19 protein-coding genes and 3 pseudogenes are annotated in these 23,788 nt (G+C 64.8%); 1 reads left to right on the top strand and 21 read right to left on the bottom strand.

Annotated elements, in window-relative coordinates; genetic code table 11:
- Positions 1 to 15 precede the first annotated feature (15 nt).
- The 5 genes and pseudogenes from G7076_RS09155 to G7076_RS12500 form a co-directional block, all read right to left on the bottom strand.
- A pseudogene (locus tag G7076_RS09155) lies at positions 16 to 1,025 on the bottom strand (glycoside hydrolase family 3 N-terminal domain-containing protein).
- Complete coding sequence (locus G7076_RS09160; protein WP_166202211.1) at positions 1,022 to 1,675, bottom strand: SPOR domain-containing protein; 654 nt, start codon at positions 1,673 to 1,675, stop codon at positions 1,022 to 1,024. Before G7076_RS09160 ends, G7076_RS09155 begins: the two are co-directional and overlap by 4 nt.
- Before the next feature lie 13 nt (positions 1,676 to 1,688).
- The gene (locus G7076_RS09165; protein ID WP_166202213.1) at positions 1,689 to 1,991 is read right to left on the bottom strand and encodes an SPOR domain-containing protein; all 303 of its coding nucleotides are present in this window, start codon (positions 1,989 to 1,991) and stop codon (positions 1,689 to 1,691) included.
- Between the two features lie 445 nt (positions 1,992 to 2,436).
- Positions 2,437 to 4,164 carry an arginine--tRNA ligase gene (gene argS, locus G7076_RS09170; protein ID WP_166202215.1) on the bottom strand — a complete coding sequence of 576 codons (1,728 nt, stop codon included), beginning with the start codon at positions 4,162 to 4,164 and terminating at the stop codon, positions 2,437 to 2,439.
- Positions 4,165 to 4,499: 335 nt separating this feature from the next.
- Complete coding sequence (locus G7076_RS12500) at positions 4,500 to 4,682, bottom strand: hypothetical protein (protein ID WP_240913770.1); 183 nt, start codon at positions 4,680 to 4,682, stop codon at positions 4,500 to 4,502.
- A gap of 46 nt (positions 4,683 to 4,728) precedes the next feature.
- Between G7076_RS12500 and G7076_RS12505 the strand changes: the two genes are divergently transcribed.
- Entirely contained in the window at positions 4,729 to 4,947 is a 219-nt protein-coding gene (locus G7076_RS12505; RefSeq protein ID WP_240913771.1) for a hypothetical protein, read from the top strand.
- Positions 4,948 to 4,949: 2 nt separating this feature from the next.
- Here G7076_RS12505 and G7076_RS09180 read toward each other — a convergent pair.
- The 16 genes and pseudogenes from G7076_RS09180 to G7076_RS09255 all read right to left on the bottom strand — a co-directional run bounded on the left by G7076_RS09180 (position 4,950) and on the right by G7076_RS09255 (position 23,788).
- Positions 4,950 to 6,109: pseudogene (locus G7076_RS09180) on the bottom strand (deoxyguanosinetriphosphate triphosphohydrolase).
- Complete coding sequence (locus tag G7076_RS09185; protein WP_166202217.1) at positions 6,106 to 7,845, bottom strand: SPOR domain-containing protein; 1,740 nt, start codon at positions 7,843 to 7,845, stop codon at positions 6,106 to 6,108. Before G7076_RS09185 ends, G7076_RS09180 begins: the two are co-directional and overlap by 4 nt.
- Positions 7,846 to 7,902: 57 nt before the next feature.
- Positions 7,903 to 9,312 (bottom strand): cell division protein FtsZ, encoded by a 1,410-nt coding sequence (gene ftsZ / locus G7076_RS09190; RefSeq protein WP_166202219.1) that lies wholly within the window; start codon positions 9,310 to 9,312, stop codon positions 7,903 to 7,905.
- Positions 9,313 to 9,453: 141 nt separating this feature from the next.
- Entirely contained in the window at positions 9,454 to 10,227 is a 774-nt protein-coding gene (locus G7076_RS12715) for an MFS transporter (protein ID WP_166202221.1), read from the bottom strand.
- The gene (locus G7076_RS12720; protein ID WP_166202223.1) at positions 10,188 to 10,703 is read right to left on the bottom strand and encodes an MFS transporter; all 516 of its coding nucleotides are present in this window, start codon (positions 10,701 to 10,703) and stop codon (positions 10,188 to 10,190) included. Before G7076_RS12720 ends, G7076_RS12715 begins: the two co-directional genes overlap by 40 nt.
- 36 nt (positions 10,704 to 10,739) lie before the next feature.
- Positions 10,740 to 11,996: a cell division protein FtsA gene (ftsA, locus tag G7076_RS09205; RefSeq protein WP_166202225.1), complete on the bottom strand. Its 1,257-nt coding sequence runs from the start codon at positions 11,994 to 11,996 to the stop codon at positions 10,740 to 10,742.
- Positions 11,997 to 12,009: 13 nt separating this feature from the next.
- Positions 12,010 to 12,894 (bottom strand): cell division protein FtsQ/DivIB, encoded by an 885-nt coding sequence (locus G7076_RS09210; RefSeq protein WP_240913772.1) that lies wholly within the window; start codon positions 12,892 to 12,894, stop codon positions 12,010 to 12,012.
- A complete protein-coding gene (locus tag G7076_RS09215) occupies positions 12,891 to 13,847 on the bottom strand; it encodes a D-alanine--D-alanine ligase (protein ID WP_166203549.1) in 957 nt (318 codons plus the stop codon). The genes G7076_RS09210 and G7076_RS09215 overlap by 4 nt, the downstream gene beginning before the upstream one ends.
- A 16-nt stretch (positions 13,848 to 13,863) precedes the next feature.
- Complete coding sequence (murB, locus tag G7076_RS09220) at positions 13,864 to 14,790, bottom strand: UDP-N-acetylmuramate dehydrogenase (protein ID WP_166202227.1); 927 nt, start codon at positions 14,788 to 14,790, stop codon at positions 13,864 to 13,866.
- A complete protein-coding gene (murC, locus tag G7076_RS09225; protein ID WP_166202229.1) occupies positions 14,787 to 16,199 on the bottom strand; it encodes a UDP-N-acetylmuramate--L-alanine ligase in 1,413 nt (470 codons plus the stop codon). The genes murB and murC overlap by 4 nt, the downstream gene beginning before the upstream one ends.
- A pseudogene (murG, locus tag G7076_RS09230) lies at positions 16,196 to 17,355 on the bottom strand (undecaprenyldiphospho-muramoylpentapeptide beta-N-acetylglucosaminyltransferase). The gene murC and the pseudogene murG overlap by 4 nt, the downstream one beginning before the upstream one ends.
- Positions 17,352 to 18,590, bottom strand: coding sequence for a putative peptidoglycan glycosyltransferase FtsW (locus tag G7076_RS09235; RefSeq protein WP_166202231.1), 1,239 nt, complete (start codon positions 18,588 to 18,590; stop codon positions 17,352 to 17,354). The pseudogene murG and the gene G7076_RS09235 overlap by 4 nt, the downstream one beginning before the upstream one ends.
- Positions 18,587 to 19,900 (bottom strand): UDP-N-acetylmuramoyl-L-alanine--D-glutamate ligase, encoded by a 1,314-nt coding sequence (gene murD / locus G7076_RS09240; RefSeq protein ID WP_166202233.1) that lies wholly within the window; start codon positions 19,898 to 19,900, stop codon positions 18,587 to 18,589. The genes G7076_RS09235 and murD overlap by 4 nt, the downstream gene beginning before the upstream one ends.
- On the bottom strand, positions 19,897 to 20,967 hold the full coding sequence (gene mraY, locus G7076_RS09245; RefSeq protein ID WP_166202235.1) for a phospho-N-acetylmuramoyl-pentapeptide-transferase: 1,071 nt from the start codon (positions 20,965 to 20,967) through the stop codon (positions 19,897 to 19,899). The genes murD and mraY overlap by 4 nt, the downstream gene beginning before the upstream one ends.
- The gene (gene murF / locus G7076_RS09250; protein ID WP_166202237.1) at positions 20,967 to 22,376 is read right to left on the bottom strand and encodes a UDP-N-acetylmuramoyl-tripeptide--D-alanyl-D-alanine ligase; all 1,410 of its coding nucleotides are present in this window, start codon (positions 22,374 to 22,376) and stop codon (positions 20,967 to 20,969) included. The genes mraY and murF overlap by 1 nt, the downstream gene beginning before the upstream one ends.
- Positions 22,373 to 23,788 carry a UDP-N-acetylmuramoyl-L-alanyl-D-glutamate--2,6-diaminopimelate ligase gene (locus G7076_RS09255; protein ID WP_166202239.1) on the bottom strand — a complete coding sequence of 472 codons (1,416 nt, stop codon included), beginning with the start codon at positions 23,786 to 23,788 and terminating at the stop codon, positions 22,373 to 22,375. Before G7076_RS09255 ends, murF begins: the two co-directional genes overlap by 4 nt.

Below are 23,788 nucleotides of genomic sequence, written 5' to 3' on the forward strand. Positions count from 1 at the left end.
ATGCTAAGCCGAATGTCAGGCCAGTGCCAGCAGGGCGTCGCGCTTCGCGACGGCCTCGGCGAAATCGAGTCCGTCGTCGAAAGTGAAAGTCTGGGCCATCGCCCGCGAAAGCCGCTCCGCGCCTTCGCCAGTCAGGTCTGGCACATGGCGAGCGACATCGAGATTGTTTTCGAGCACGCCGTCGCATGGGAGCGCAGCATCGCACCCGGCGGCAACGCAGGCTGCGGCACGTGTCCCCGGCGATCCTTCCAGCGCGTTCATGTTGCTGTCGTCGCTCATCAGGAAATTGTCGAATCCAATCCGGCCGCGGATGATGTCGCGGATAACGATTCGGGACTGGCTCGCGGGATGGTCAGGGTCCCAGGCCGTGTAGACGACGTGCGCGACCATCCCCATCGGTGCCTCGCGGAGCCGCTCGAACGGCTCGATATCGACCTGTAATTCCTCATCGCTTGCGGTGACGATCGGAAGCTCGTGATGGCTGTCGACGAGAGCCCTGCCGTGGCCCGGAATATGCTTCATCACGCCGATGACTCCGGCGGAGGACAGGCCGTCGAGGATTGCCTTGCCGAGGCTCGCGACCTGCATCGGGCACACGCCGAGCGCGCGATCGCCGACGATATCGGATGCGCCTTCCTGGCGCACGTCGAGCATCGGCAGGCAGTCGACGTTCACGCCGCATTCGCGGAGCATGAGTCCGAGTGCCCGGGCATTGACCCGTGCCGCTTCGATCGCGCTCGACGGAGCCAGCCGATAAAGCCGGTCGAAGGCTTCGCCGCTCGGGAAAGCCTGCCATTCGGGGGGCGCATTCGCGCGACTCGGCCGCCTTCCTGGTCGATCAGGATCGGCACATTATCGTGCCCCTCGAGGTTACGAAGGCTGTCCGTGAGCGCCTTCAGCTGGACCCGTGTTTCGATATTCCGCCGAAACAGGATGTAGCCGGCGGGCTTGCAGTCGCGGAAGAAAGCCTTCTCATCGCCCGTCAGTTCGGTCCCGGCGAAGCCGTAGATTGCCGCCTGGGTCATCGCACGACGAAGCAGTTTTCGCCGCCGGCCGCGACGGCGGAGCAGGCGGCCTTGGCCTGGGCGGGCGAACCGGCGGTCGCGCGAAGCCGGTAGCCGCCGTTGTAAGGCACCACCTGCTTGGAAAGTGCCGCGACCTCGGGGAATCGGACAGAGAGCATTTTCCACGCAGTTTCCGCCTTGGCGGTCGAGCCGTAAGCCCCAAGCTGGACCGTCGATCCTGCCGGGCCAGCAGGCGTCGGTGCCGGTTGCGGCTCGACCGGCTCCTTGGCCTCGTTGGGCGGCTTTCGCATCGGCTCGCCTTCCTTTGCGGGCGGCGGAGGCGGCGGCTCGTCCATCCGCGAAACATCGAGCGCGCTATCGGTGTCGACCCCGGCTCCGGTCGCGAACGCCGTCCCGCTTTCGCCGCTGACGTCCAGCCCTCCCGGATCGGTCGGTTTCATCTTGTAGGGGCCTTGTGGCGCGCGGATCAGCTCCGGTGGACCGGATCCGCCTTGCTCGCGCCCGATATAGAACAGCGTAACGACGACGATCGCAATGCCGGCCAGGACGAGGGCCAGGGCGGCGAGCATCTTTGCCGCGGATAGCCCGCGCGGCTCATCCTCGTCGTCGACCGCCTCGAGCCAGGGCAGTGCCTCGCCATCAGATTGCATGCTTCGACTTCCCCTAACCGATGACCAGGCAATGATCGCCGCTTGTCCGCAGGTTACGGCAAACGACGTTCGACTGTTCGCGCGACTGGGTACCCAGGCGCAAGACGTAAAGTATCTCGCCGCGCGGCTGCGTGATGACGGGGACGATCACCTGCGGCATCCCCGAGAGCACCGGATAGCGGGCCAGCCTTTCGCGATAGGCGTTTTGGGCACGAGCGCGAGTGGAGAATGCGCCGAGCTGAATGACCTGTCCGGCAGGACCGGGCGAAGGCATCTTCGGCCAGGTCCGGGCAGCCTCGCGCTGCTTGGCGACCACCCGATCATATTGCGTGCGGCGGGTATTTGCGTGGTGGATTTTCTTGCGGGCCGGCCTTTTCGCTCTCGCGGTAGGAGCTTTGGCCGTGGCTTCTTTCTTCCGAGCTTCAATTTGCGGGGGTGGCGCGGGAGGCGCGGTTTCCGCCTCGGACGACGGCGCAAGCTGTGGCTCCGGCTTCGGGTCGCTACCTGCGGAACGACAGGCGGCGCAGCCTCTGCAACCTGGACATTACCCGCCGGTGCCGCCTCGCGCTTCCCATTGGCGCGTTGACCGAGCCAGTAACCGGCGATCCCCACGGCCGACAAAACCAGCAGCCCGAACACATAGGCAAACAAAGGTCCGTGCGAACGCGCAGCCTTTCGCCCCTGTGCGTCGAGAGGCTGTCGATACGGCTCGAGCCAGGGCAGCCGCTCGCTGTCAGCATCCTGGTCTTGCCGCCTCTCGCTCACATTTCCTCCGCCGCTTCGACCCCCATGAGTCCGAGGCCGTTCTTGATGACTTGCCCGATGCCAAGCGCCAGTTCCAGTCGAGCCCGCGAAAGTTGTGGATTGTTTTCAAGGAGAAAGCGCCGTCCCGGATCGTCGTTGCCGCGATTCCAAAGGGCATGGAACTCGGCCGCGAGGTCGTAGAGGTAGAAGGCGATCCGGTGCGGCTCATGCGCCATCGCCGCGCCTTCCAGCACGCGCGGATATTGCGCCGCGGCCTTGACCAGCGCCAGCTCCTCCGAGTCGAGCAGGTCGAGATCGACGGGATCGTCGAGCGAAACGCCGGCGTCGGCCGCCTTGCGCTTCAGCGAACTGATCCGTGCATGCGCATATTGCACGTAGAAGACCGGGTTTTCCTTCGATGCCTCGACAACCTTGGCGAAATCGAACTCGAGCATCGTGTCGGCGCGCTTGGTCAGCATCATGAAACGCACGACGTCCTTGCCGACTTCGCGCACGACATCGGCGAGCGTTACAAAATTGCCGGCCCGCTTCGACATCTTGATCGGCTCGCCGCCGCGCAGGAGCTTGACCATCTGGACGATCTTCACGTCGAGGTCGACGCGGCCATCGGTCAGGGCCTTCACCGCCGCCTGGACGCGCTTGATCGTCCCGGCATGATCGGCACCCCAGATGTTGACGAGATGATCGGCCGTTTCCGCCTTTTGCAGGTGATAGGCGGCGTCGGCGCCGAAATAGGTCCAGCTGCCGTCCGACTTCTTCATCGGCCGGTCTTGGTCGTCGCCGAACGCAGTCGATTTGAACAAGGTCAGCTCGACCGGTTCCCAATCATCGGGAGCCTCGCCCTTGGGCGCTTCGAGCATGCCCTGGTAAACCAGGCCCTTGGACCGCAGATTTTCCATCGCCGCATCGACCTTGCCGGATGCCTGAAGCGCGGCTTCGGATGCGAAGTGATCGTGGTGAATGTTGAGCAGGCCGAGATCATGGCGAATGAGCGCGATCATCGCTGCGACGGTCTTGGCCTTGAACTCGGCCAACCACTCGCTTTCTGGCGCGCCGACGAACCTGTCGCCATATTCCGCGGCGAGTGCGTCCCCGACCGGCTTCAGATAATCGCCCGGATAGAGACCCTCCGGGATCTCGCCGATCTCCTCCCCCAGCGCCTCACGGTAGCGAAGGTGCGCGGAGCGGGCGAGCGTATCGACCTGACTTCCGGCATCGTTGACGTAATATTCCTTGGTGACCCGGAAGCCCGCCGCCTCGAGAAGTCGGGCTAGCGCATCGCCAACCACCGCGCCGCGGCAATGGCCCATGTGCATCGGGCCGGTCGGATTGGCGGAAACATATTCGACGTTGACGCGCTCGTTCGCGCCGATGGTGCTGAGGCCATAGCGCTCGCCCTCTCGAAGGACGGTCACCAACTCGTCGCGCCATACGGCGTCGTCGAGCCGAAGGTTGATGAAACCCGGTCCTGCTATTTCGACCGAAGTGACACCCGGAAGCGCCTTGAGCTTCGGCTCAAGCAGGGCTGCCAATGCGCGCGGGTTCGTGCCGGCCGCCTTGGCCAGGACCATCGCCGCGTTGGTCGCAAGATCGCCATGCGAAGGATCGCGCGGGGGCTCGACCGCAACGGCCTTGCGGCCAGCATCGGCTGGAAGGTCGCCGCTTTCGACCAATTCGTCGAGGATCGTCTCGAGAAGCGCGGAGTAGCGAGCGTAAAGCGACAAGTTTGTTCACCGATGGATAGAGGGGTTGCGGCCCACTAGCGCATCGCCGGCTCAGCGTCACCCTGGCCGACGCGCGGCCTGAACAAACAATGACGCGACCGTTCAAATCCGAGCCATGGCGACTGGTCCATTGCCCGCATTCTTGTTGCCATTCGTCGAGCCTCGCTTGCGCGGACCAAACGCCGCGCTAGGGGAGCCTCCCACAGGAGATCGAACAATGTTTACCCCCTTCTCGCACTCGCTGCCCTGCAAGTTGCGGCCGCAACGCCGCCGACCGCGGCCACTACCGCGCCGGCTCGTCCGCTGAGTGCAATTCCGGGTCTGAAGACGACGTATTACGATGTTACCGGCACCACGATCGCCGAGATCAACGCTGCCATCAAAGCCGCCCGCGCCGGCGCGACCGGCGCGAATGCGCAGACTGTCAAGACGAGCTGGGCGATCGCTCCGCGAATCACGCGCAGCACCACCGACGGAAAGTGCACAGTCACGTCCGTCACCAACAATTTCAGCGCCACCGCCGAGCTTCCGCGCCTCGCCAACGAAGCCACCCTCGCGCCGGACGTGCAGAAGGCCTGGCGGACGTTCGTCGGCAAGCTGGAAGCAGACGCTGCCGCGCGCTTGTGGTTCGTCCATGACCGTTCAGGCACTGTTGCCGAGGCGATGAAGGGCAAGTCCTGCGATGGCGCCAAGGCTGCCGGAGTCGCTGCGCTCAACAAGGTCAAGGCCGAAGCGGACGCATGGCAGCCACCCGCCCCGCCTGCGACAACCCTGACCCAGTAAGATCAGAATCGGTCGGGCAGGGTAACCGGCCCGACCAGTTCCTCGTGCCGGGCGATGGCATAGCGATCCGTCATGCCCGCGATGAAATCGGCGATTCCGCGAAGCCGATCGATCTCGGTCGGCCCGCGCTGCCAGCCGGGGGCAGAAGGCGGTCGTCGACGCGATAAGCGCCGGCCAGGTTCGCGATGACGCGCTGCGCTTCCTCCCGAACCGTCCTTAAAGCCGGACTGTCGTAGAGCTTTTCGTAGAGGAAGCGCTTGAGCGCGCGCTCTTCTTCCGCGAGCTGCGCCGAGAAGCCGGCGAGCGGCCTTCCTGACGAACGAATGTCGTCGATCGACGGCGGACGAACCTCAGCGATCCTGCGTCTGGTTTCCTCTAGGACGTCGCCGACCATTACCCCAATCCCGTCGCGGACGAGCGCCTTCACCATTCGGTCGCGGTCCAGATGCGGATGGCGCCGCTCGATCGCACGCCAAAGCCGGCCGACCAGCGCGACCTCGAGCAATTCTTCCAGATCGATGATACCGGCGCGAAGCCCGTCATCGATGTCGTGATTATCATAGGCGATGTCGTCCGCGATGGCCGCGACCTGCGCCTCCAGCCCGGCGAATTGATCCAATTCCAGCGACCAATCGGAATCGGCCTCGGCCATCGCCCACTGCGGGTCGGCGACCGGACCGTTATGCTTGGCCAGCCCCTCCAGCATTTCCCAGGTCAGGTTGAGACCATCGAAATCCGGATACGGACACTCGATCCGGGTGACGATCCTGAGGCTATGCCCGTTGTGATCGAACCCGCCGGAGTCGGCGAGGGCCGCGGAAAGCGCGTCTTCGCCTGCGTGTCCGAACGGCGGATGGCCGAGATCATGCGCGAGACATAAGGCTTCGGTGAGATCCTCGTTCAGGCCCAGTGCCCGGGCCATCGTCCGACCGATCTGCGCCACTTCAAGGCTGTGCGTGAGCCGGACCCGGAAATGGTCGCCATCGGGCGCGACGAACACCTGTGTCTTGTCCCGGAGACGCCGGAATGCGGCGGAATGGATGATCCGATCGCGGTCGCGCTGGAAGGGATCGCGGGGACCGCGCGGGCCATCGCTGCTTTCCTGGAACCGCCGGCCCCGCGACAGTTCAGGACGGGCTGCGAGGCCCGGAAAAGCAATCATTTGCTGGCGAGTTTCTCGATCTTGATCTGGGCGGGATTACGCGTCCAGGTAAAGCTGTCGATGCCCGCCTTGTCCAGCTTGGTCACATATGCGTGAGCTTCCGGCGCGCTGTCGAACGGTCCGACCAGAAGCCGGAAATAATCCTTTCCGGCCGTGACGTGGCCGGGGTGAGCCTTGAACAATTCGGGGTTCTTCGAGCGAATCCGTTTGAATTCCGATGCCATCATCGTCTTGTTGCCGCTGCCCGCCAGTTGCACCCAATAAGTGCCCTTGGTCCCGAGATCGGGCGCGCTTTCCTTGGGCTTGGAAGGTTTCGCCTTCTCGGCGGTGCGCGAAGCCGGCTCGATCTTCGGCTTTGGGGGCGGAGGAGTCTCGATTTCCAGCTTCGGGCGCGGTGCCGGTGGAGGCTCAGCCGAGGCGATCGAGAATGCGGGTTTCGGCGAATCGATTTCCGGGCCGGCACCCGGGCTTAGCGGGTCACGCGCCGGGTCGTTCGACGCTTGCTCGGTCGCGGCTTCACCACCTGCAGAGGCAGGCAGGTCGATCGTTTCCACGGTCGGCTCATCGCGCGCCGGCGAAGCCGGTGTCGGTTCTGCGGCCGCGACCGAGAATGACGGTGCGGCAGGTCGAGGCTCTGGGTCGGCGGAGCCGCCAGCACTGTTCGTTTCGGCGCTGGCCGCCGAGGTCCTCGGCCGACGGCTGGAGGCATAGCGCGAGGGATCTAGCGAAGGCCGGATGGAAGCCACCCAGGTATTGATAGGCTCGACCTGCTTTTCCGCACGGCGCGGCGCCTGGGCGACCTCAACGCGCTTCGGCTGGATCTTCGCCGGCTGCTGCTTTTTCGGCTGCGCGTTCGCGGTTCGGACCGGCTGGCTGACGATCGGCTGGTTCGTGTTGCCGACCGAGAGAACGGGCGAGGAGGATATTGGCTGCGCGGTTGCGTAGCGCTGCGCCGCATCCTTGGGAAACTCGCCGAGGTGGACAGCAGCCGCCTTCTCGTTCGGCCGAAGCACGGGCAGGAGCCGGAAGAAAGGCTCGAACTGTGCGCCGGTCCCCGGCATCGCGGCGTCGATCGTCCGACGCGCGCCTTCGCGGTCGCCGGCCAGGGCGAGGATGAAGGCATTGACCCGAATGGATTCGCGATCGCGGCGAGTGAGCAGGGGCTCGATGGTCGCCGCGGCGCCCTTGATGTCGCGGGAAATGGCGAGGCTCAACGCGAGGCGACGACGGGCCTCGTCGGCCTGTACCCCCGCAAGCGCCATTCGGTACTGCGCCTGCGCCTGCGCCTGCTGACCGAGAAGGTCGTAGGCCATGCCGCGATCCAGCGCGAGCATCGATGGCGGAGCGCCCAAAGCGGCAGCCCTCGAAAAGTGCGTCAGGGCGCCTGCCGGATCGCCACTCATCGTCATCGTGGCGCCCATCCCGATCTTGGGCATCGGGCTCTGCGGATAGCTTTCCTCGGCGCGGCCGAAGAAGCCCGCAGCAGCCTGGTAGTCGCCAAGATCAAGCGAAGCGCGGCCGGCGGCAATCAATGCCGTCATATTCTTCGGCTCTTTCGCCAGGGTTCGCATGCTGTCCGCGAGGGCCGCATTGGGATCGGTAATCGCGCTGGCGCCATATTGCGCCGCTGCGGGCGCATGGGGGCAAGCGTCGTGAGCAGCATGGCCGCAAGGCCGCTGCGAATGAATTTCTGTCGCATGACGAACGTCATGGCCGAAACGAGCTTGCTCCAACATTGCTGGAGCCGATTTAACGCCGAACCGTGGCCCATCGACGCCGAACGGATCGACCGATTACTGATTGTTCTGGCGATTGAGGAAGCGCGGAATGTCCAGCGGCTCACGACGGAAACTTGGCATCGGTTCGCCGTTCTGCGACTGCGCCTGGGCTGCGCCGCGCGAGATGTTCGACATCCGCTCGAACAACGTCCCGCCGCCGGTCGTGATCTTCGGCCGCTCGGCTTCCTCCGCTGCCGGCTCGTCTTCGTCCGCCGGGGGAGGAACCGGAGCGGAAGCCACCGGCTGGGTCAGGATATCGTCACTGTCGAGGACAAGCTCATCAGCCTGGTCTTCGCTGGTCAGTTCCAGCGTGTCGTCGTCTTCGGTCGACGGACTCTCTTCGTTGTCCAGCGACGGCGGCGTCAGTGTCGGGGTCGCCGGTGCCGAAACGGTGCCCCGCGGCGGGAAGCTGAAGACCTTCGCGGCGCCAGCCTGCTGGCCACTGGGCATCGCGGCATGCTCCGCCTCGATACCGGTGGCGACGACGCTGACGCGGATCTTGCCTTCAAGGCCGTTGTTGAACGCGCTGCCCCAGATGATGTTCGCGTCGGGATCGACCAGTTCCTTGATGTGGCTGGCAGCCTCGTCGACTTCCATCAGCTTCATGTCCTCGCCGCCGGTAATCGATATGATGACGCCTTTGGCGCCCCTCATGCTCACCCCGTCGAGCAGCGGGTTGGAAATGGCCTTTTCGGCGGCTTCGATGGCGCGGTTCTCTCCCGAGGCTTCGCCTGTGCCCATCATCGCCTTGCCCATTTCGCCCATGACGGAACGGACGTCGGCGAAGTCGAGGTTGATTAGGCCAGGCATGACCATCAGATCGGTAATGCCGCGAACGCCCTGCTGGAGGACTTCGTCTGCCATCTCGAACGCTTCCTTGAAGGTCGTGTCCGAATTGGCGAGGCGGAACAGATTCTGGTTGGGAATGACGATCAGCGTATCAACATGCTGCTGGAGCTCGTCGATGCCGCTGTCGGCGGAGCGCATCCGGCGCGACCCTTCGAAAGCAAACGGCTTGGTGACGACGCCGACGGTCAGGATTCCGCGGTCGCGCGCCGCCTTGGCGATGACCGGCGCTGCGCCGGTTCCGGTGCCGCCGCCCATTCCCGCCGCGATGAAGCACATGTGTGCGCCTTCAAGCGCCTGCTCGATCTCTTCCAGTGTCTCTTCCGCAGCAGCGCGACCGATTTCGGGGCGCGATCCGGCGCCGAGGCCCTGTGTGATCTTGAGGCCGAGCTGGAGCCGCCGGTCGGCAGTCGAGGAATTGAGCGCCTGCGCATCGGTGTTCGCGACGATGAAGTCGACACCCAGAACGTCGCGCTTGATCATGTTGGCAACGGCGTTGCCGCCGGCGCCGCCGACGCCGATGACACTGATCCGCGGACGAAGCTCGTCGACTTCCGGTCGGATGAAATCGATGCTCATGGGCTGTGCCCCTCCCCTGACGCGCAAAGCGTATTGAATCTACAAGATGAATCTTTGAATCATCGCGAGTCCGCTGCCAAGTAAAAAAGTTAACGCCGGCGAAAAAACTGTGGGTCTAGTGGCCCTGCGGACTCACCTGATTCAGTTCGGGACAGCATTATTGGCGCGGTTGAAGTCGATGGGCTGAATTTTCGGCACCCCGATCGCCCACCAGAGCGCCGATGCCGCGCAGACCGCCGCGGTCACGAGGAATGCGTTGTCGTAAAGGCCGGTCAGGTCGACAATCAGTCCGGTAATGATCGGCATGACGATTCCCGGTACGTTGCCAAGGCCGTTCTGGATACCGATGAAGCTTCCCGACGCACGCGGTCCAGCGAAGATCTGGGCAATTGCGTAGAGGTTTACCCCGCCAGTGGCGGCAGCAGCGCCGAAGACGGCCAGCCACAGCCCGATATCCTCCATCGATCGGGAGCGCATGAGCGCGACGATGGCAAAGGCCATGACGATATTGCCCGCGATCATCAGTGTCCGGCGAATTGCGGCCTCGTCGTTTCCGGCGCGCACGAGGCGGTCGGAAAGCCAGCCCTGCAGCACTGCGCTCGCGGCCTGGGCAAGAAATCCGAGCGTTGCCAGATAAGTCATGTCGACGATCGAAAAGCCGCGCGACTTGGTAAGATACAAGGGCAACCATACGATGATGAAATAGAGCGGGTAGGTGGCCCCGAAATGGCCAATCCCCATTGCCCAGACCGCGCGCGTCCGTGCGACCTGGCCGATTGCCACGGGCTTCTCTCGATTGGCGGCGGCAAAGGTCGGGAGCCGGCGAGCGGCCAGCAGCCAAGGCACAACCCATAACAGGGTGATGCCGCCGAAGATCACGAACATCGGCCGCCATCCCATGCTGGCGACCAGCATTCCGCCCCGAATGTGCCGACTACCGGCCCAAGTGCGATTCCTGCGGCGACAACGCTGTTTGCAAGGCCGCGATTCTCGGGCGCGACGTGGCGGGCGATGACCTTCGACGCCCCAGGGAAAGTGATGCTTTCGCCCACGCCCAACAGGAGGCGAAACAGGATCAGCGACAGCAATCCGCCGACCAGCCCCATGGCCAGGGTGCTGACCGCCCATAAGCCGATGCCGGCCGCGATCAGGCGATAGACGCACCATCGGTCGCACGCCCATCCGATGAAGAATTGAATGGGAACGTAGGTCCAGAAGAATGCCGAAACGGCGTAGCCATATTGCGTGTTTGTGAGCCCTAGCTCTGGCTTGAGCTGCGGCGATGCGATCGCGATCGCCCCTCGGTCGATATAGTTAAGAAGGATCGCAAGTCCGAGCAGCAAGACAAGTCCTGCGCTGCTGCGCCGCGCCAGGCGCAAATCCCTGGCCAAGCTTGCCATCGCATTTCCCCCGCCCGCGTCGGGAGACTAATATCCTTGTTTCAGTGCCGAAACCAGCCGCCCCAGGAAACCGGTGGACGCGCGTCGCTCGACGACCTGACCGAGCGCAATGTCGCGAAGGTCGCCGGTCCCTCCTGCCGCGAGCATTGCCAGCCCGACCAGGGTGGTAAAGGCCGGGCCGCTGTGTGCGTCGGGAAGGCCGGTGATCGTCCGCGGCCTTCCTATCCGGACGGCACGGCCAAGGACGCCCTGCATGTAATCGGCGATATTCTTGAGCTCCGCTCCGCCGCCAGTTAGGACGACCTGCCGCCCGACTGGACCGGTAAAGCCAAGACTTTTCAGAGCAGCGTCGATCTCGCCGGTCAACTGCTCGACCCTTTGGCGAATGACCGTCATCAGTTGCGCCCGAGTGATGCGGGTCGGCTCTGCACCGTCGTCGGCGCCGATCTGGTTGGCCTCGATCATTTCGTGATTGTCGCGCGGGCTCGTCATCGCGGAGCCGTAGAAGCATTTCAGCCGTTCGGCGTCGCGGCGCTGGACAGCAAACGCGCAGGCGATGTCGTCGCTGATGTCCTTGGCGCCGAGCGGGATCGACCGGAGGCCGACAAGCATGCCGCCCGCATGGAGCGAGACATTGGTAACCTCCGCGCCGAGCTCGACGAGGGCGACCCCGAGCTCGCGTTCTTCCTGCGTCAGGCAGGCAAGCGCAGCGGCCACCGGCGATGCGACAATCGCCTTCACCCCCAGATGCGCCGAGCGAATGACGTAATCGAGGTTTTTCAGGGGTGCCGGGTCGGCGGCAACGACATGAATGTCCACACCAAGACGGTCGGCGTGAAGTCCGATCGGGTTCTTGACTCCGTCGACCCCATCGATCGTGAACAGCGCCGGATGGGCATGAAGGACGAGCCGCTGGCCCTTGTCGATCGCCGCGCGGCCATGCCGAAGCAATTCCTCGATGTCCGACTGCTCGACCTGGTGGCCGCCAAGCTCGACCTCTACATTGGCGACGTCGCTGGTGAGGCCGCCGGCCCCGAAGCTAGCCCAGACGTCGTCGACCGTCACGCCGCTCATCCGCTCGGCGCTCTCCACGGCCTCGCGAATGGCGACTTCCGATGAATCCATGTCGGTGACGTAACCGCGCTTCACGCCGCGGCTCTCGCGCTGGCCGGAGCCCATCACGCGCAGCCGCCCCTCCTCGTCCCTTGTGACGATGAGGGCACTGATCTTGGACGAGCCGATGTCCAAGGCGGCAATCGGCGGGTGGGGGTTCTGGACGGCCATTAGCGGGCGTTACTCAACCTTCCTGCGGTGCCGAATCGCCCGCCTTGGGTACGGCGTCGGTGGGCAATCGTACGATCATCTTGCCCGGGACTCGCAGATCGAAGCGGAGAATGCCGCGGCCAAGCAATCCCGCCGATTTGTCCAATCGGGCGAATTTGGCAAGGGCTTGCCGCGCCTCGCCCTCTCCCTCGGGCAATGCGACCGTTTCGCCGGTTTGAAAATGCAGGTCCCAGCGGCGGCCCGAAACCCATGCCGCGGACTCCAGTTGGGGCTTGAGGCCTGGCGCAGCGCCCAGCAAAGCGTCCAGCTTCCGGCTTTGTGCATTGGCGCCGGCCCCGACGAGCAGCGGGAGATCCGGCATTTCGGTGACTTTGACCTTGTCGAGCACGACTCCTTCGGAATCGATCAGCGACAGTTTCTTGTCGTTTTGCCACAGCGCCGCCGGTTTGCGCTCGACGATATCGATGACCAGGGTATCGGGAAGTCGGCGGGATACGCGCGCATCCTTGACCCAGCCGTAACGGAGCAAGCGGGCGCGGATCGATTCGACATCGACAAGCGGCATCGCCGTCGATTTCTGGTCGAGCGCAATCTGGAAGACGGGCCGACTGTCCATGTTCTGAACGCCGACAACGTCGACGCTCTTCACGCGGAAGCCGGCCTCGCCCATTGTTTCGCCAAATGCGGTCCAGGCACGGCCCGGAAGGTCCACGGCAGCAGCCGCGACGCCGGCGATGGCCAGCGCGAACAGGCCGAACGTCCATCGCGCGAGACGATTGGCGCTCTCCTGCTCCACCGGAAGCTTGGAGACGAGTTTTTTCGGCACCTGGACCCGCGACGAAGCCTTGCGCGGTCGTCCGCGCCCTCCGGATCCACGCCGGACCCGGGCCGCGTTCACCGGGCGACAGCCTTTTCCGCTTCGAGCGGCTGGAATTCCTCGCCGAGCGCCTCGGCGATCAGCCGTTCCGCCAACTCGCCATATTCGATTCCGCGCTGCTTGGCCTGTTCCGGCGCCAGGCTGAGCGGAGTCATCCCCGGCTGGGTGTTGACTTCGAGGAGATAGACCCCCGCCTCCCCGGCCTCGTCGTCCCAGCGGAAGTCGCTCCGCGAAATGCCATTGCAGCCGAGCAAGCGGTGCGAAGCGGCCGCCATGTCCATCATCGACTGGGCGACATTGGCGGGGATTTCGGCAGGGCAGACATGGGTCGTCAGGCCGTCGGTATATTTGGCGTCATAATCGTAGAAGCCGGCCTTGGGCTGAAGCTCGGTCACGCAAAGCGCCTCGCCGTTGAGGACTGCGACGGTCAGTTCACGTCCCTTGATGAACGGCTCCGCCAGCAAACGATCGAAGTGAAGCCAGGGCCCTTCCGCCTTCTGGCTGATCGGCTTTCCGTAATTGCCCTCGTCGGTCACGATCGCAACTCCGACCGACGAACCTTCGTTGACAGGCTTAAGGACGTAGGGCCGCGCCATCGGGTCGCCTTCGTAAAGCGAGGCGCTCTGGACGATCCGGCCGCCCGGCATGCGGATCCCGTGCGGCACGAGCACAGCCTTGGTCAGTTCCTTGTCGATCGCGACGGCCGACGTGGTCAGGCCACTGTGCGTGTATGGGATCTGCATCAGGTCGAGCATGCCCTGGACGGTGCCATCCTCGCCCGGCGTCCCGTGGAGAGCGTTGAACACGACGTCGGGGCGAAGCGCGGTCAGGACCTGCGCGATGTTGCGGTCCATGTCGAGCGGGGTGACGTTGGTCCAGCCGCGAGCCTTCAAGGCCTCGACGATCCCCTTGCCGCTGGTCAGCGACACGTCGCGCTCGGACGACCAGCCGCCCATCAGCACCACGACGTGCATGTCTTTATTCACAGCTTCACTCCCACGCGTTCCGGTTCGCGTCGTCGGCGAGAATTCCGACGCGCTGAATTTCCCATTCAAGTTCGACGCCGCTGTCCTCGCGGACGCGACGACGGACTTCCTCGCCCAGTCCCTCGATATCGGCGCTCGTCGCGCTTCCAAGGTTGAGCAGGAAGTTGCAATGCTTTTCCGACACTTGCGCGCCGCCCATCGTTAGCCCGCGGCAGCCCGCCGAATCGATCACCTGCCAGGCTTTTTGGGGAAGCGGGTTCTTAAAGGTCGAACCACCGGTCTTGCTACGGAGCGGTTGCGATTCTTCGCGGCTCTGGGCGATGCGGTCCATCTCCGCCTGGATCGCCGCTGGCTCTCCGCGCATACCTCGGAACGTCGCGGACACGACGATCGCGCCGTCGGGCAGCGCACTGTGGCGATAGGTGTAACCAAGGTCGGCGTTGGTTAGTGTCTTGCGCTCGCCCGACCGAAGCACGACCTCGCATTCCGTCAGGATGTCGCAGGTCTCGCGGCCGTATGCCCCGCCGTTCATCCTGACGAAGCCGCCGACCGTCCCGGGGATCGATCGCAGGAATTCGAGACCGGCTATGCCCGCGTCCCGAGCGGTCGAGGATACGAGGATGCCGCTCGCCCCGCCGCCGCAGCGAAGCGTCACCGGATCGAGCCGCTCCACGCTGGCGAACGGCTTGCCGAGCCGCACCACGACGCCCGGAACGCCGCCGTCGCGGACGATGAGATTGCTTCCAAGGCCAAGACCCATGACCGGCATGGCCGGATCGAGCTTGCGCAAGAAATTCGAAAGGTCGTCGGAGTCCGCCGGTTCGAACAGCCATTGCGCGGCTCCTCCGGCCTTGAACCAGACCAATGGCGCAAGCGGGGCGTTCGCGGTGAGCCGTCCGCGCACCTCCGGCACGGCGGTTTTGACGCTCATTTCGTGGCCCTTGCGGACCGGATTCCGTCCGCCAGCCCGGCTGCCCATTTGGTAATGTCGCCAGCGCCCATGCAGACGACCAGGTCGCCCTCCGCGGCTAGGTCGCGAAGGTTTCCGGCCAGATCGGTCGGGTCGCTGACGGTCTTGACCATCCGGTGTCCGCGCGCGCGAAGCCCTTCCGCCAGTGCTTCCGCATCGACCCCGTCGATCGGCTGCTCGCCAGCGGCATAGACGGGTGCCACGAACACGGCGTCGGCATCGTTGAACGCGGCCTGGAACTCGTCCATCAGATCATTGAGACGCGAATAACGGTGCGGCTGGACGACTGCGATGACGCGCTCCTTCGCGCTTTCCCGGGCGGCGGAGAGCACGGAGCGAATCTCGACCGGGTGATGCGCGTAATCGTCGATGATCGTCGCACCTCCGACTTCACCGACCCGGCTGAAGCGCCGTTTCACGCCGCCGAACTTTTCGAAACCCCTGGCGACCACGTCGTCCGACATTCCGAACTCGAGGCCGACGGCAATCGCGGCCAGCGCGTTCAGCACATTGTGCCTGCCCGGCATGGGCACGAAGATATCACGAATGATCCGTCGCTCGCCGTCCTTGCCGAGGATGCTGGCGTCGAAGCGGCTTCCGCCGCCTTCCGGCCGGATGTTCTCGGCGCGAATGTCGGCAAGTGCCGAGGTGCCATAGGTCACGATGCGGCGATCGCGAATCCGGCCGATCACCGACTGCACCTCCGGATGGTCGACGCACATCACCGCTAGCCCGTAGAAGGGCACGTTCTCGACGAACTCGACGAACGCGTCCTTCACATTCTCGAAGCTGCCATAATGGTCGAGATGTTCGGGATCGATGTTGGTGACGACGGCAATCGTCCCGTCGAGCCGAAGGAAGCTGCCGTCGCTCTCGTCGGCCTCGACCACCATCCAGTCGGATTTTCCGAGCCTGGCGTTGGAGCCGTAACTGTTGATGATCCCGCCATTGATGACTGTGGGCTCGATCCCGCCGGCATCGAGCATCGCCGCGATCATCGAGGTCGTGGTCGTCTTGCCATGGGTTCCGGCGACCGCAATGGTCGACTGCATCCGCATCAACTCGGCCAGCATTTCGGCACGGCGGACGCGAGGGATACGGCGCTCGGCGGCGGCGCGGACCTCCGGGTTGTCGTCGCGGATCGCTGTTGAGCAGACCAGCACTGCGGCATCGCCGAGATTGTCCGGCGACTGACCAATCATGACCGGTATCCCCGCCTTGCGAAGGCCTTCGGTGACATAGCTATCGTTCTGGTCGCTGCCCTGAACCTTATAGCCGAGGTGGTGCATGACTTCGGCGATGCCCGACATGCCGATTCCCCCGATGCCGACGAAATGGATCTTGCCGATCTCCCGGCCCATCGCCTTCATGCCGGCACCCCGATGCCCACCGCCGGAGCGAGAGCGGACTGAGCGGCTGCGTGCCCAACCACGAGCGGCGAGAGACCTCCGCCGATCCGCTCGACCAGGTCGGCGAGATCGCTGGTGGCGTGCGGACGGCCGATCGACAGGGCCCGCGCCGCGGCGTTGGACAGGGCCTCCGGATCTTCGGCGAGCACCGCGATCTGGGCCGCCAGTGTCTCGGGCGTGAATTCGCGTTGCGGTATCATGCGAGCACCGCCGGCGCGCGCCATTTCCCTGGCGTTTACAGTTTGATGATCGTCGGTCGCGGAAGGTAGCGGAATAAGGATCGCCGGCCGTCCCGCAGCGGTCAGCTCGGCGATGGTCGAAGCGCCCGCGCGGGCGATGACGAGATGGCAGTCGGCGAGCTTGGCCGGCATGTCGGCGATATATGTCGAAAGCTCGGCGGGAATGCCGAGTTCCGCATAGCGGGCGCGGACCGCATCGATATCGTCGGGCCGGCATTGCTGGACGATTTGCAGGCGGCGGCGAAGCGAGGGATCGAGCGCGCCGAGCCCGGCGGGCACAACCTCGCCCAGGATGCTCGCGCCCTGGCTGCCGCCGGTGATGAGGATCTTGAGCGGGGCGTATTCGTCGAACGGCGGGAGCGGCGCCTCGCCCAGGCGAGCGACGGCTTCACGGACAGGGTTGCCGACGAGCACGGTCTTGCCCTTGTGCGCGGGCTTCAGCCGCTCGACATCGGCATAGGCCGTTGCGATCGCCGCCGCTTCACCGGCGAGCAGGCGGTTGACCCGGCCGAGCACGGCATTCTGCTCGTGAAGGATGGTCGGGATGTTGCGCGAGCTCGCGGCGAGCAGTGCCGGCAAAGCGGGATAGCCGCCGAAGCCGATGACGACGTCGGGCGGGAAAGCGCGGTAGAGGCGCTTCGCCTGCCCCGGCCAGCGACGATCGACATGCCGGCACGGATCCAGCCGAGCGGTCCGCCACCAAGACGGCCGGCGGGGAGGATGTGGATTGGGACGCCGTCGAACAGGCCGGGAATGCGCGCGCCGCGCTCGTCGGTGACCAGCGCGACGCCGTGGCCGCGCTTCTTCAGTTCGGCGGCCAGCGCGTGGGCCGGGATCATGTGCCCACCGGTCCCTCCGGCAGCCAGGATTACGTTCATGCTTTCGCGGTCTCCCCGCCCCATTTCACTACATAGGGCGAGCGCGTCAGATAGGGGTTTCGCCGCGTGAAGGCGAGAAGCAATCCGGTGGCGATCGAAAGCGCCAGCATCGAGCTTCCGCCGTAGGATATGAACGGCAGCGTCATGCCCTTGGACGGCGCGATCTGGACGTTGACGGCCATGTTGATCAGCGCTTGCAGGCCGAACTGGATGACGAGGCCGGCGGCGGCGAGGATCGCGAAGCTATTTTCCTCGTCGAGCAATTTTACCAGCACCCGGGCGACGATGCCGAGGTAGAGCAAGGCGATGGCGAGGCAGGCGATCAGGCCGAACTCTTCGCCGATGACCGAGAAGATGTAGTCCGTGTGCGGCTCCGGCAGGCCGAACTTGCGCGTGCCGCCGCCCGGACCCATTCCGAACAGGCCACCCGCGGTCAGCGTGCGCATCGCATTCTCGACCTGGAAATTGTCGCCTTCGCCGAACAGGAAGCCGTCGATGCGGACGGTTGCGACCGGGTAGAAGAAGTAAGCGAGGATTACGCCGACGACGGCCGCCGCGCCCAGCCCGATGAGGATACGAAGGTTCAGCCCGGCAAGCGCCAGCATGGCGATCCACACCGTCGCATAGATGATGGTCGAGCCGAAATCCGGCTGCTTCATCAGCAGTACGGCGACGATGCCGAGCAGGACCGCCGAGACGGTGAAGACCGGCAGGCTCTTGTCCTTCTCCTTGAGGCTGAGGAGCCAGGCCATCGACACGACGAAGAAGGGCTTCAGGAACTCGGACGGCTGGAGCTGGCCGACGCCAAGCTCGATCCAGCGAACGGCGCCATTCTTCTCGGCGCCGATGAACGGCACGGCGGCGAGTAACGCGAGGAAGATGATGGCGCCGCCTATCGAGAAGCGCTTGGCGCGCTCCCGCGGCATCATCGAGATCAGGATCATCACCGGGACCGAGACCGCGATCCACATCATCTGGCGGTAGAAGAAGAACAGCTCGTTCACGCGGACGCTGCCGCCGGAATAGCGGTCGGCTGCGGCGGGCGAAGCGGCGGCGACGGCAATCAGGCCGATGCCGATCAGCGCCGCGATCATCAGGAGCAGGACCTTGTCGATTTCCCAGAACCAGCGGCCCATCGCCGAGCGGTCGGAGCGGCCGTAACGGGCGGGATCGACCAGGGCTGCCTTGGCCTTGATCGTGCCGGTCAGCGAAGCAACCTGTGCCGCGGTATTCATAGCCCCTCCACCAGCTCGCGAAAGCGGTCCCCGCGCGCTTCGAAGTCCCGGAACTGGTCGAACGAAGCGCTTGCCGGGGAGAGTAAGACAGTATCCCCGCTTTGTGAATCCTCCGCGGCGCGTTTCACCGCATTTTCAAGCGTTTCGCAGGAAATGACGTCAACTTTGGCTTCACGGAGGAGGCGCTCGAACATCGGGCCGGCTTCACCGATGGTGTAGGCGCGGATGACATGGCCGAGATGCTGCGCGGTGTCGCCGAGCGTTTCCGCCTTCGCCTGCCCGCCTACGATCCAGCGGACCTTGGGATAAGCGGCGAGCGCGGGCGCCGCGGCCTCGACATTGGTCGCCTTGCTGTCGTTGACGAACAGCACGCCATCCTTCTCGCGGATGCGCTCCATGCGGTGCGGCAGACCGGGAAATGTTTGAAGGCCTTCGCGGATTTTGTGACCATCCAAGCCAAGCTGAAAGCAGGTCGACATCGCTGCCTCTACGTTCGACAGATTGTGAGTTCCCTGTAGCGACGGCCAATTCGCTTGCTCGTAAATTGCAAGCGCCCCGGGTTCGCCTTGCCACACATGACAGACGTCATCAGACACGTCCAAAAAGCCCGAACCGGCAACGTCGTAAATCTTTCGCCCCCACCAATCAGCCGCTGTAGCGACCGCCGTGTGATGCTCTGACTGCATCTCGAACAGCCGCGCCTTCGACGCCGCATAAGCTTCGAAGCAGTCGTAACGATCGAGATGGTCGGGCGTGATGTTGAGCAGCACCGCCACGTCGCAGTCGAGGCTCCGCGTCAGGTCGATCTGGAAGCTCGACAGTTCCAGCACATAGACGCCACCTTCCGGCAGCGGATCCTGGCTGAGGATCGGAAGACCGATGTTGCCGCCCATCATCGTCGGCACGCCCGTGGTCTTGAGGATGTGGTGGACGAGCGCGGTCGTCGTCGACTTGCCGTTGGTGCCGGTGATGCCGACCACCTTGTGCGGCGGAAGCTCCGGCCTTGCCCGGGCGAACAGCTCGATATCGCCGATGATCTCGACGCCCGCCTCGCGCGCCCTTCGCGCGATCGGATGGCGGTTGAGCGGTAGTCCCGGCGTAACGACGAGACTGTCGAACTGACTAAGGTCGACCTCGTCGAGATCTGCAAGTGCCGCGCCAGCCGGCGCCTTTGCCCGCGCTTCCGCCTTGCCGTCCCATGCCGTGACGCGCGCACCGCTGGCGAGCAGCGCCTCGACCGTGGCCAGACCCGACCGCGCGAGGCCGTAAACTGCGTAATGTTTGCCGGCGAAGGCCCTGGCCGTGATCACCGCAGCTTGAGCGTGGAGAGGCCCGCCAGCGCCAGGACGAAGGCGATGATCCAGAAACGGATGACGACGGTCGGCTCGCTCCACCCCAGATGTTCGAAATGGTGGTGGATCGGCGCCATCTTGAAGATGCGCTTGCCGAAGCGCTTGAACCAGAAGACCTGGACGATGACGCTGACCGCTTCGAGCACGAACAGGCCGCCGATGATTGCGAGGACGAATTCATGGTGGGTGGCGACGGCGACCGCGCCCAATGCTCCGCCCAGTGCGAGGCTTCCGGTGTCGCCCATGAAGACCGCCGCCGGGGGCGCGTTGAACCACAAAAAGGCGAGGCCCGCGCCGATGATCGCCAGCAGCAGGACGGTGAGGTCGCCAGCGCCGGTGACATGCGGAATGCCGAGATATTCGGCGAACTTCACGTTGCCGACGAGATAGGCGATTAGCGTGAAGGCCATGGCGGCGATGATCACCGGCATGGTCGCCAGCCCGTCCAGCCCGTCGGTCAGGTTCACCGCATTGCCGAAGGCGACGATCACGAAGGCGCCGAACGCAATGTAGAACCAGCCGAGGTCTATCACCGGCCCCTGGATGAAGGGCAGGTGAAGGTTCGTCCCGGAATAGCCAAGCATCAGCCAGGTGGCGAAACCGGCGATTGCGAACTCCAAGATCAGCCGCATCTTGCCGGACAGGCCGGCGGAGTGGGCTTTCTTCACCTTGTCGTAATCGTCGAGGAAACCGATCGCCCCGAACCCGCCGAGCACAAGCAGGCAGGCCCAGACGAACGGACTGGTGAGGTCCATCCACAACAGGACCGAGATGATCACCGAAATGAGGATCAGGAGGCCGCCCATGGTCGGCGTTCCGCGCTTGGCGAGATGGCTCTGCGGACCGTCAGCGCGGATCGGCTGGCCCTTGCCCTGCTTGGCGCGCAGCCAACGGATGAAGGACGGGCCAAGCAAGAGGCCGATCAGGAGGGCGGTCGCGCTCGCGGCACCGGCGCGGAAGCTGATGTAGCGGATGAGGTTGAGGATTCCAGGGAAATCCAGCTGCTCGGCGAGGACGTAAAGCATTAGCGATCTGACCCCTGAGCCAAGCGTTCCGAATCCCCTGCCATTGCCTCGACGAGTCGCGCAAGGCCGACACTGTTCGAGGCCTTGACCAGCACGGCATCGCCGGGCGCGAGCCGGATCTTGAGCCGATCGATGGCCTGGTCGACGTTCTCAGCACGATCGATCGCGATCTTGCCTTCGATCGCCGAGGCCAGTCCGTCATATTCCGGACCAATGAGGATGAGCTGGTCGATGCCCGCGCCGAGAGCATGTTCGCCGACCTCGGCGTGCGAGCGCTCTGTTTCCGCGCCAAGTTCCCGCATCGGGCCGAGCACGGCAATCCGCCGCCCGTCGATCTTCTCCTCGCCAAGGCTTTTCAAGGTCGCGGCCATCGAGGCGGGATTGGCATTGTAGCTTTCGTCGATCAGCAACGCCTCGCCGCCGCCAACGTGGATGACGTGCCGCTCGCCGCGTCCCTTGAGGCCGCCGAGGTCGCTCAGGGCGAGACCCGCTGCGGCGAGGTCGCAGCCCGCAGCCTCGACCGCGGCAAGCACCGCGAGCGCATTGGAAATCCAGTGCTCGCCGCGCTGCGACAATGTGAAGGTCACTTCGCTCGACAGTAGCCGAGCCGTCACCAGGCTTCCGCCGGCAGCGCTGTTGACCGCGTGGACGGCGTGAACGTCGGCGTCCGCGCTTCGCCCGAAGGTGATGGTTTCTTCCGCGTGGCCGCGCGCCGCCTTCACCAGCCGGTCGCGCTGATCGCTGTCCTCCGGAATGATGGCGACGCGGGCGCCTTCAAGCCCCTCGAAAATCTCGCCCTTGGCGTCGGCGATTGCCTCTATCGAGCCCAAATTCTCGATGTGCGCCGGGGCGATGGCATTGACGATGGCGATGTGCGGACGGACGAGACGAGTGAGAGCGGCGATCTCGCCGGCGTGATTCATGCCCATTTCGAGCACTGCGAAGCAGGTTTCGCGCGGCATCCGCGCAAGGCTCAGCGGCACGCCGGTGTGGTTGTTGTAGCTCTTGACCGAGCGGTGGACGTGGCCCTTGCGGCTCCGCTCCAGGGCGGCGGCGAGCGCCTCCTTGGTCGAAGTCTTGCCGACCGAACCGGTGACGCCAATCACCACGGCCTTGGGATCGAGCCTGGCGCGGGCGGCGACAGCCAGCGCGGTGAGCGCATCGGCGACGTCAGGAACGAGGACGTGCGGACCGTCTACGGGCCTGGAAACGAGCGCCGCGACGGCGCCTCGTTCGGATGCTCCGGCGACGAAATCGTGCCCGTCATGGACCGTTCCCGGCATTGCGACGAACATATGGCCGGGCACGACCTCGCGGCTGTTAAAGGTGATTCCGCTGACTTCGAACGGCGCGCTCGCCGTCCCGCCAGTCGCGGCCTCGATCTCGGCGCTGGTCCATAGCGGACTCATGCCGCACATTCCCGCGCCACTTCGGCGTCGTCGAAGGGAAAGACCTGGTTGCCGACGATCTGGCCGGTCTCGTGACCCTTGCCTGCGAGCAAAATGATGTCGCCGCTTTTGGCCATTGCGATCGCCTCGGCGATGGCTTCGCGCCTGCCGCCAATCTCGATGGCGCCGGGGGCTTGAGCCAGAATCGCGCGGCGGATCTCCGCCGGATCCTCGCCGCGCGGATTGTCGTCGGTAACGATGACAACGTCGCTGCCGCGCACCGCCGCTTGGCCCATCGGACCGCGCTTGCCGATATCGCGGTCGCCGCCCGCGCCGAAGACGGTGACCAACCGGCCCTCGACGTGCGGGCGAAGCGCGGCGATCGCGGCTTCGAGCGCGTCCGGGGTGTGTGCGTAATCGACATAGACGGGCGCTCCGGAGCGGCTGATGACGGCCCGCTCGAGCCGTCCGCGAACCGGCGAAATGCGCCCCATGCCCGAAAGCGTCTCGCGCCAGTCGCCGCCGGTCGCGAGGACCAGGCCGGCCGCGGTCAGGACGTTGTTGACCTGGTAGGCGCCGATCAGCGGCAGCATCAGCTTGTGCTCCGATCCGTTGTGGCCAAGGACGAGCTGCTGGCCGAGCGGCGTGGCCTTGCGCGAGACGAGGCGGATCGTGTCGCCTTTCTCGCCGACGGTGAGAACCCTGAGGCCGCGCTTCACGGCGCGCGCTGCAACTTCGTCGGATTTCGGATCGTCGGTCCAGATGACGGCCGCGCAGTCGTCTCCGGCAACCTCGTCGAACAGGCGCATCTTGGCCTCGAAATAGGCCTCCATCGTCGGATGGTAGTCGAGGTGGTCGCGGCTGAAATTGGTGAAGGCGACGGCTTTCAGCGGTACGCCTTCGGCGCGATACTGATCGAGGCCATGGCTCGATGCTTCATAAGCAACATGATCGACCCCCATCCGCCTGAGGCCCGCCATGTTGCTGAGGAAGGTGACGATGTCCGGCGTGGTAAGCCCGGTCTTCACCTGATCGTCGGCGGTCGTGACGCCAAGCGTTCCGATCGATGCCGAACGGTGGCCGGCGATGCGCCACAGCTGGCGGGTCATCTCGACCGTTGACGTCTTACCGTTGGTGCCGGTGACGGCGACGATCGTACCCGGATAGGGGCCGAAGAAGCGCGCGGCCATGTTCGCGAAACGGCGGCGCGGCTCTGCATCGGCGATGTGGACCGCGCCCTCGACCCGCGCCTCGGGACGGGCGACGACTGCGATCGCGCCGTTGCGGACGGCGCCTTCGACGAAGTCCTCGCCGTTGAATTTCTCGCCGCGGAAAGCGCCGAAAACATTTCCGCGAACCACTTTGCGATGATCGAGCGCGAAGCCGGTAATTTCGGAATCGTCCTCGACCGGGGCGAGGTCATTGAGCTTCAC

Source organism: Sphingomonas sp. HDW15A (genome assembly GCF_011301715.1).
Classification (GTDB): domain Bacteria; phylum Pseudomonadota; class Alphaproteobacteria; order Sphingomonadales; family Sphingomonadaceae; genus Sphingomicrobium.

Bases quoted from the DNA above. Each gene is read 5' to 3' on its own strand.
- murF (WP_166202237.1), bottom strand. From the start codon at position 22,376: ATGAGTCCGCTATGGACCAGCGCCGAGATCGAGGCCGCGACTGGCGGG.
- mraY (WP_166202235.1), bottom strand. From the start codon at position 20,967: ATGCTTTACGTCCTCGCCGAGCAGCTGGATTTCCCTGGAATCCTCAAC.
- G7076_RS09215 (WP_166203549.1), bottom strand. From the start codon at position 13,847: ATGCACGTCGTGGTGCTGATGGGCGGCTGGTCGTCCGAGCGCGACGTG.
- ftsZ (WP_166202219.1), bottom strand. From the start codon at position 9,312: ATGAGCATCGATTTCATCCGACCGGAAGTCGACGAGCTTCGTCCGCGG.
- G7076_RS09160 (WP_166202211.1), bottom strand. From the start codon at position 1,675: ATGCAATCTGATGGCGAGGCACTGCCCTGGCTCGAGGCGGTCGACGAC.
- G7076_RS09235 (WP_166202231.1), bottom strand. From the start codon at position 18,590: ATGAATACCGCGGCACAGGTTGCTTCGCTGACCGGCACGATCAAGGCC.
- murC (WP_166202229.1), bottom strand. From the start codon at position 16,199: ATGAAGGCGATGGGCCGGGAGATCGGCAAGATCCATTTCGTCGGCATC.
- ftsA (WP_166202225.1), bottom strand. From the start codon at position 11,996: ATGGCCGTCCAGAACCCCCACCCGCCGATTGCCGCCTTGGACATCGGC.
- murB (WP_166202227.1), bottom strand. From the start codon at position 14,790: ATGAGCGTCAAAACCGCCGTGCCGGAGGTGCGCGGACGGCTCACCGCG.
- G7076_RS12715 (WP_166202221.1), bottom strand. From the start codon at position 10,227: ATGCTGGTCGCCAGCATGGGATGGCGGCCGATGTTCGTGATCTTCGGC.
- G7076_RS09185 (WP_166202217.1), bottom strand. From the start codon at position 7,845: ATGTTGGAGCAAGCTCGTTTCGGCCATGACGTTCGTCATGCGACAGAA.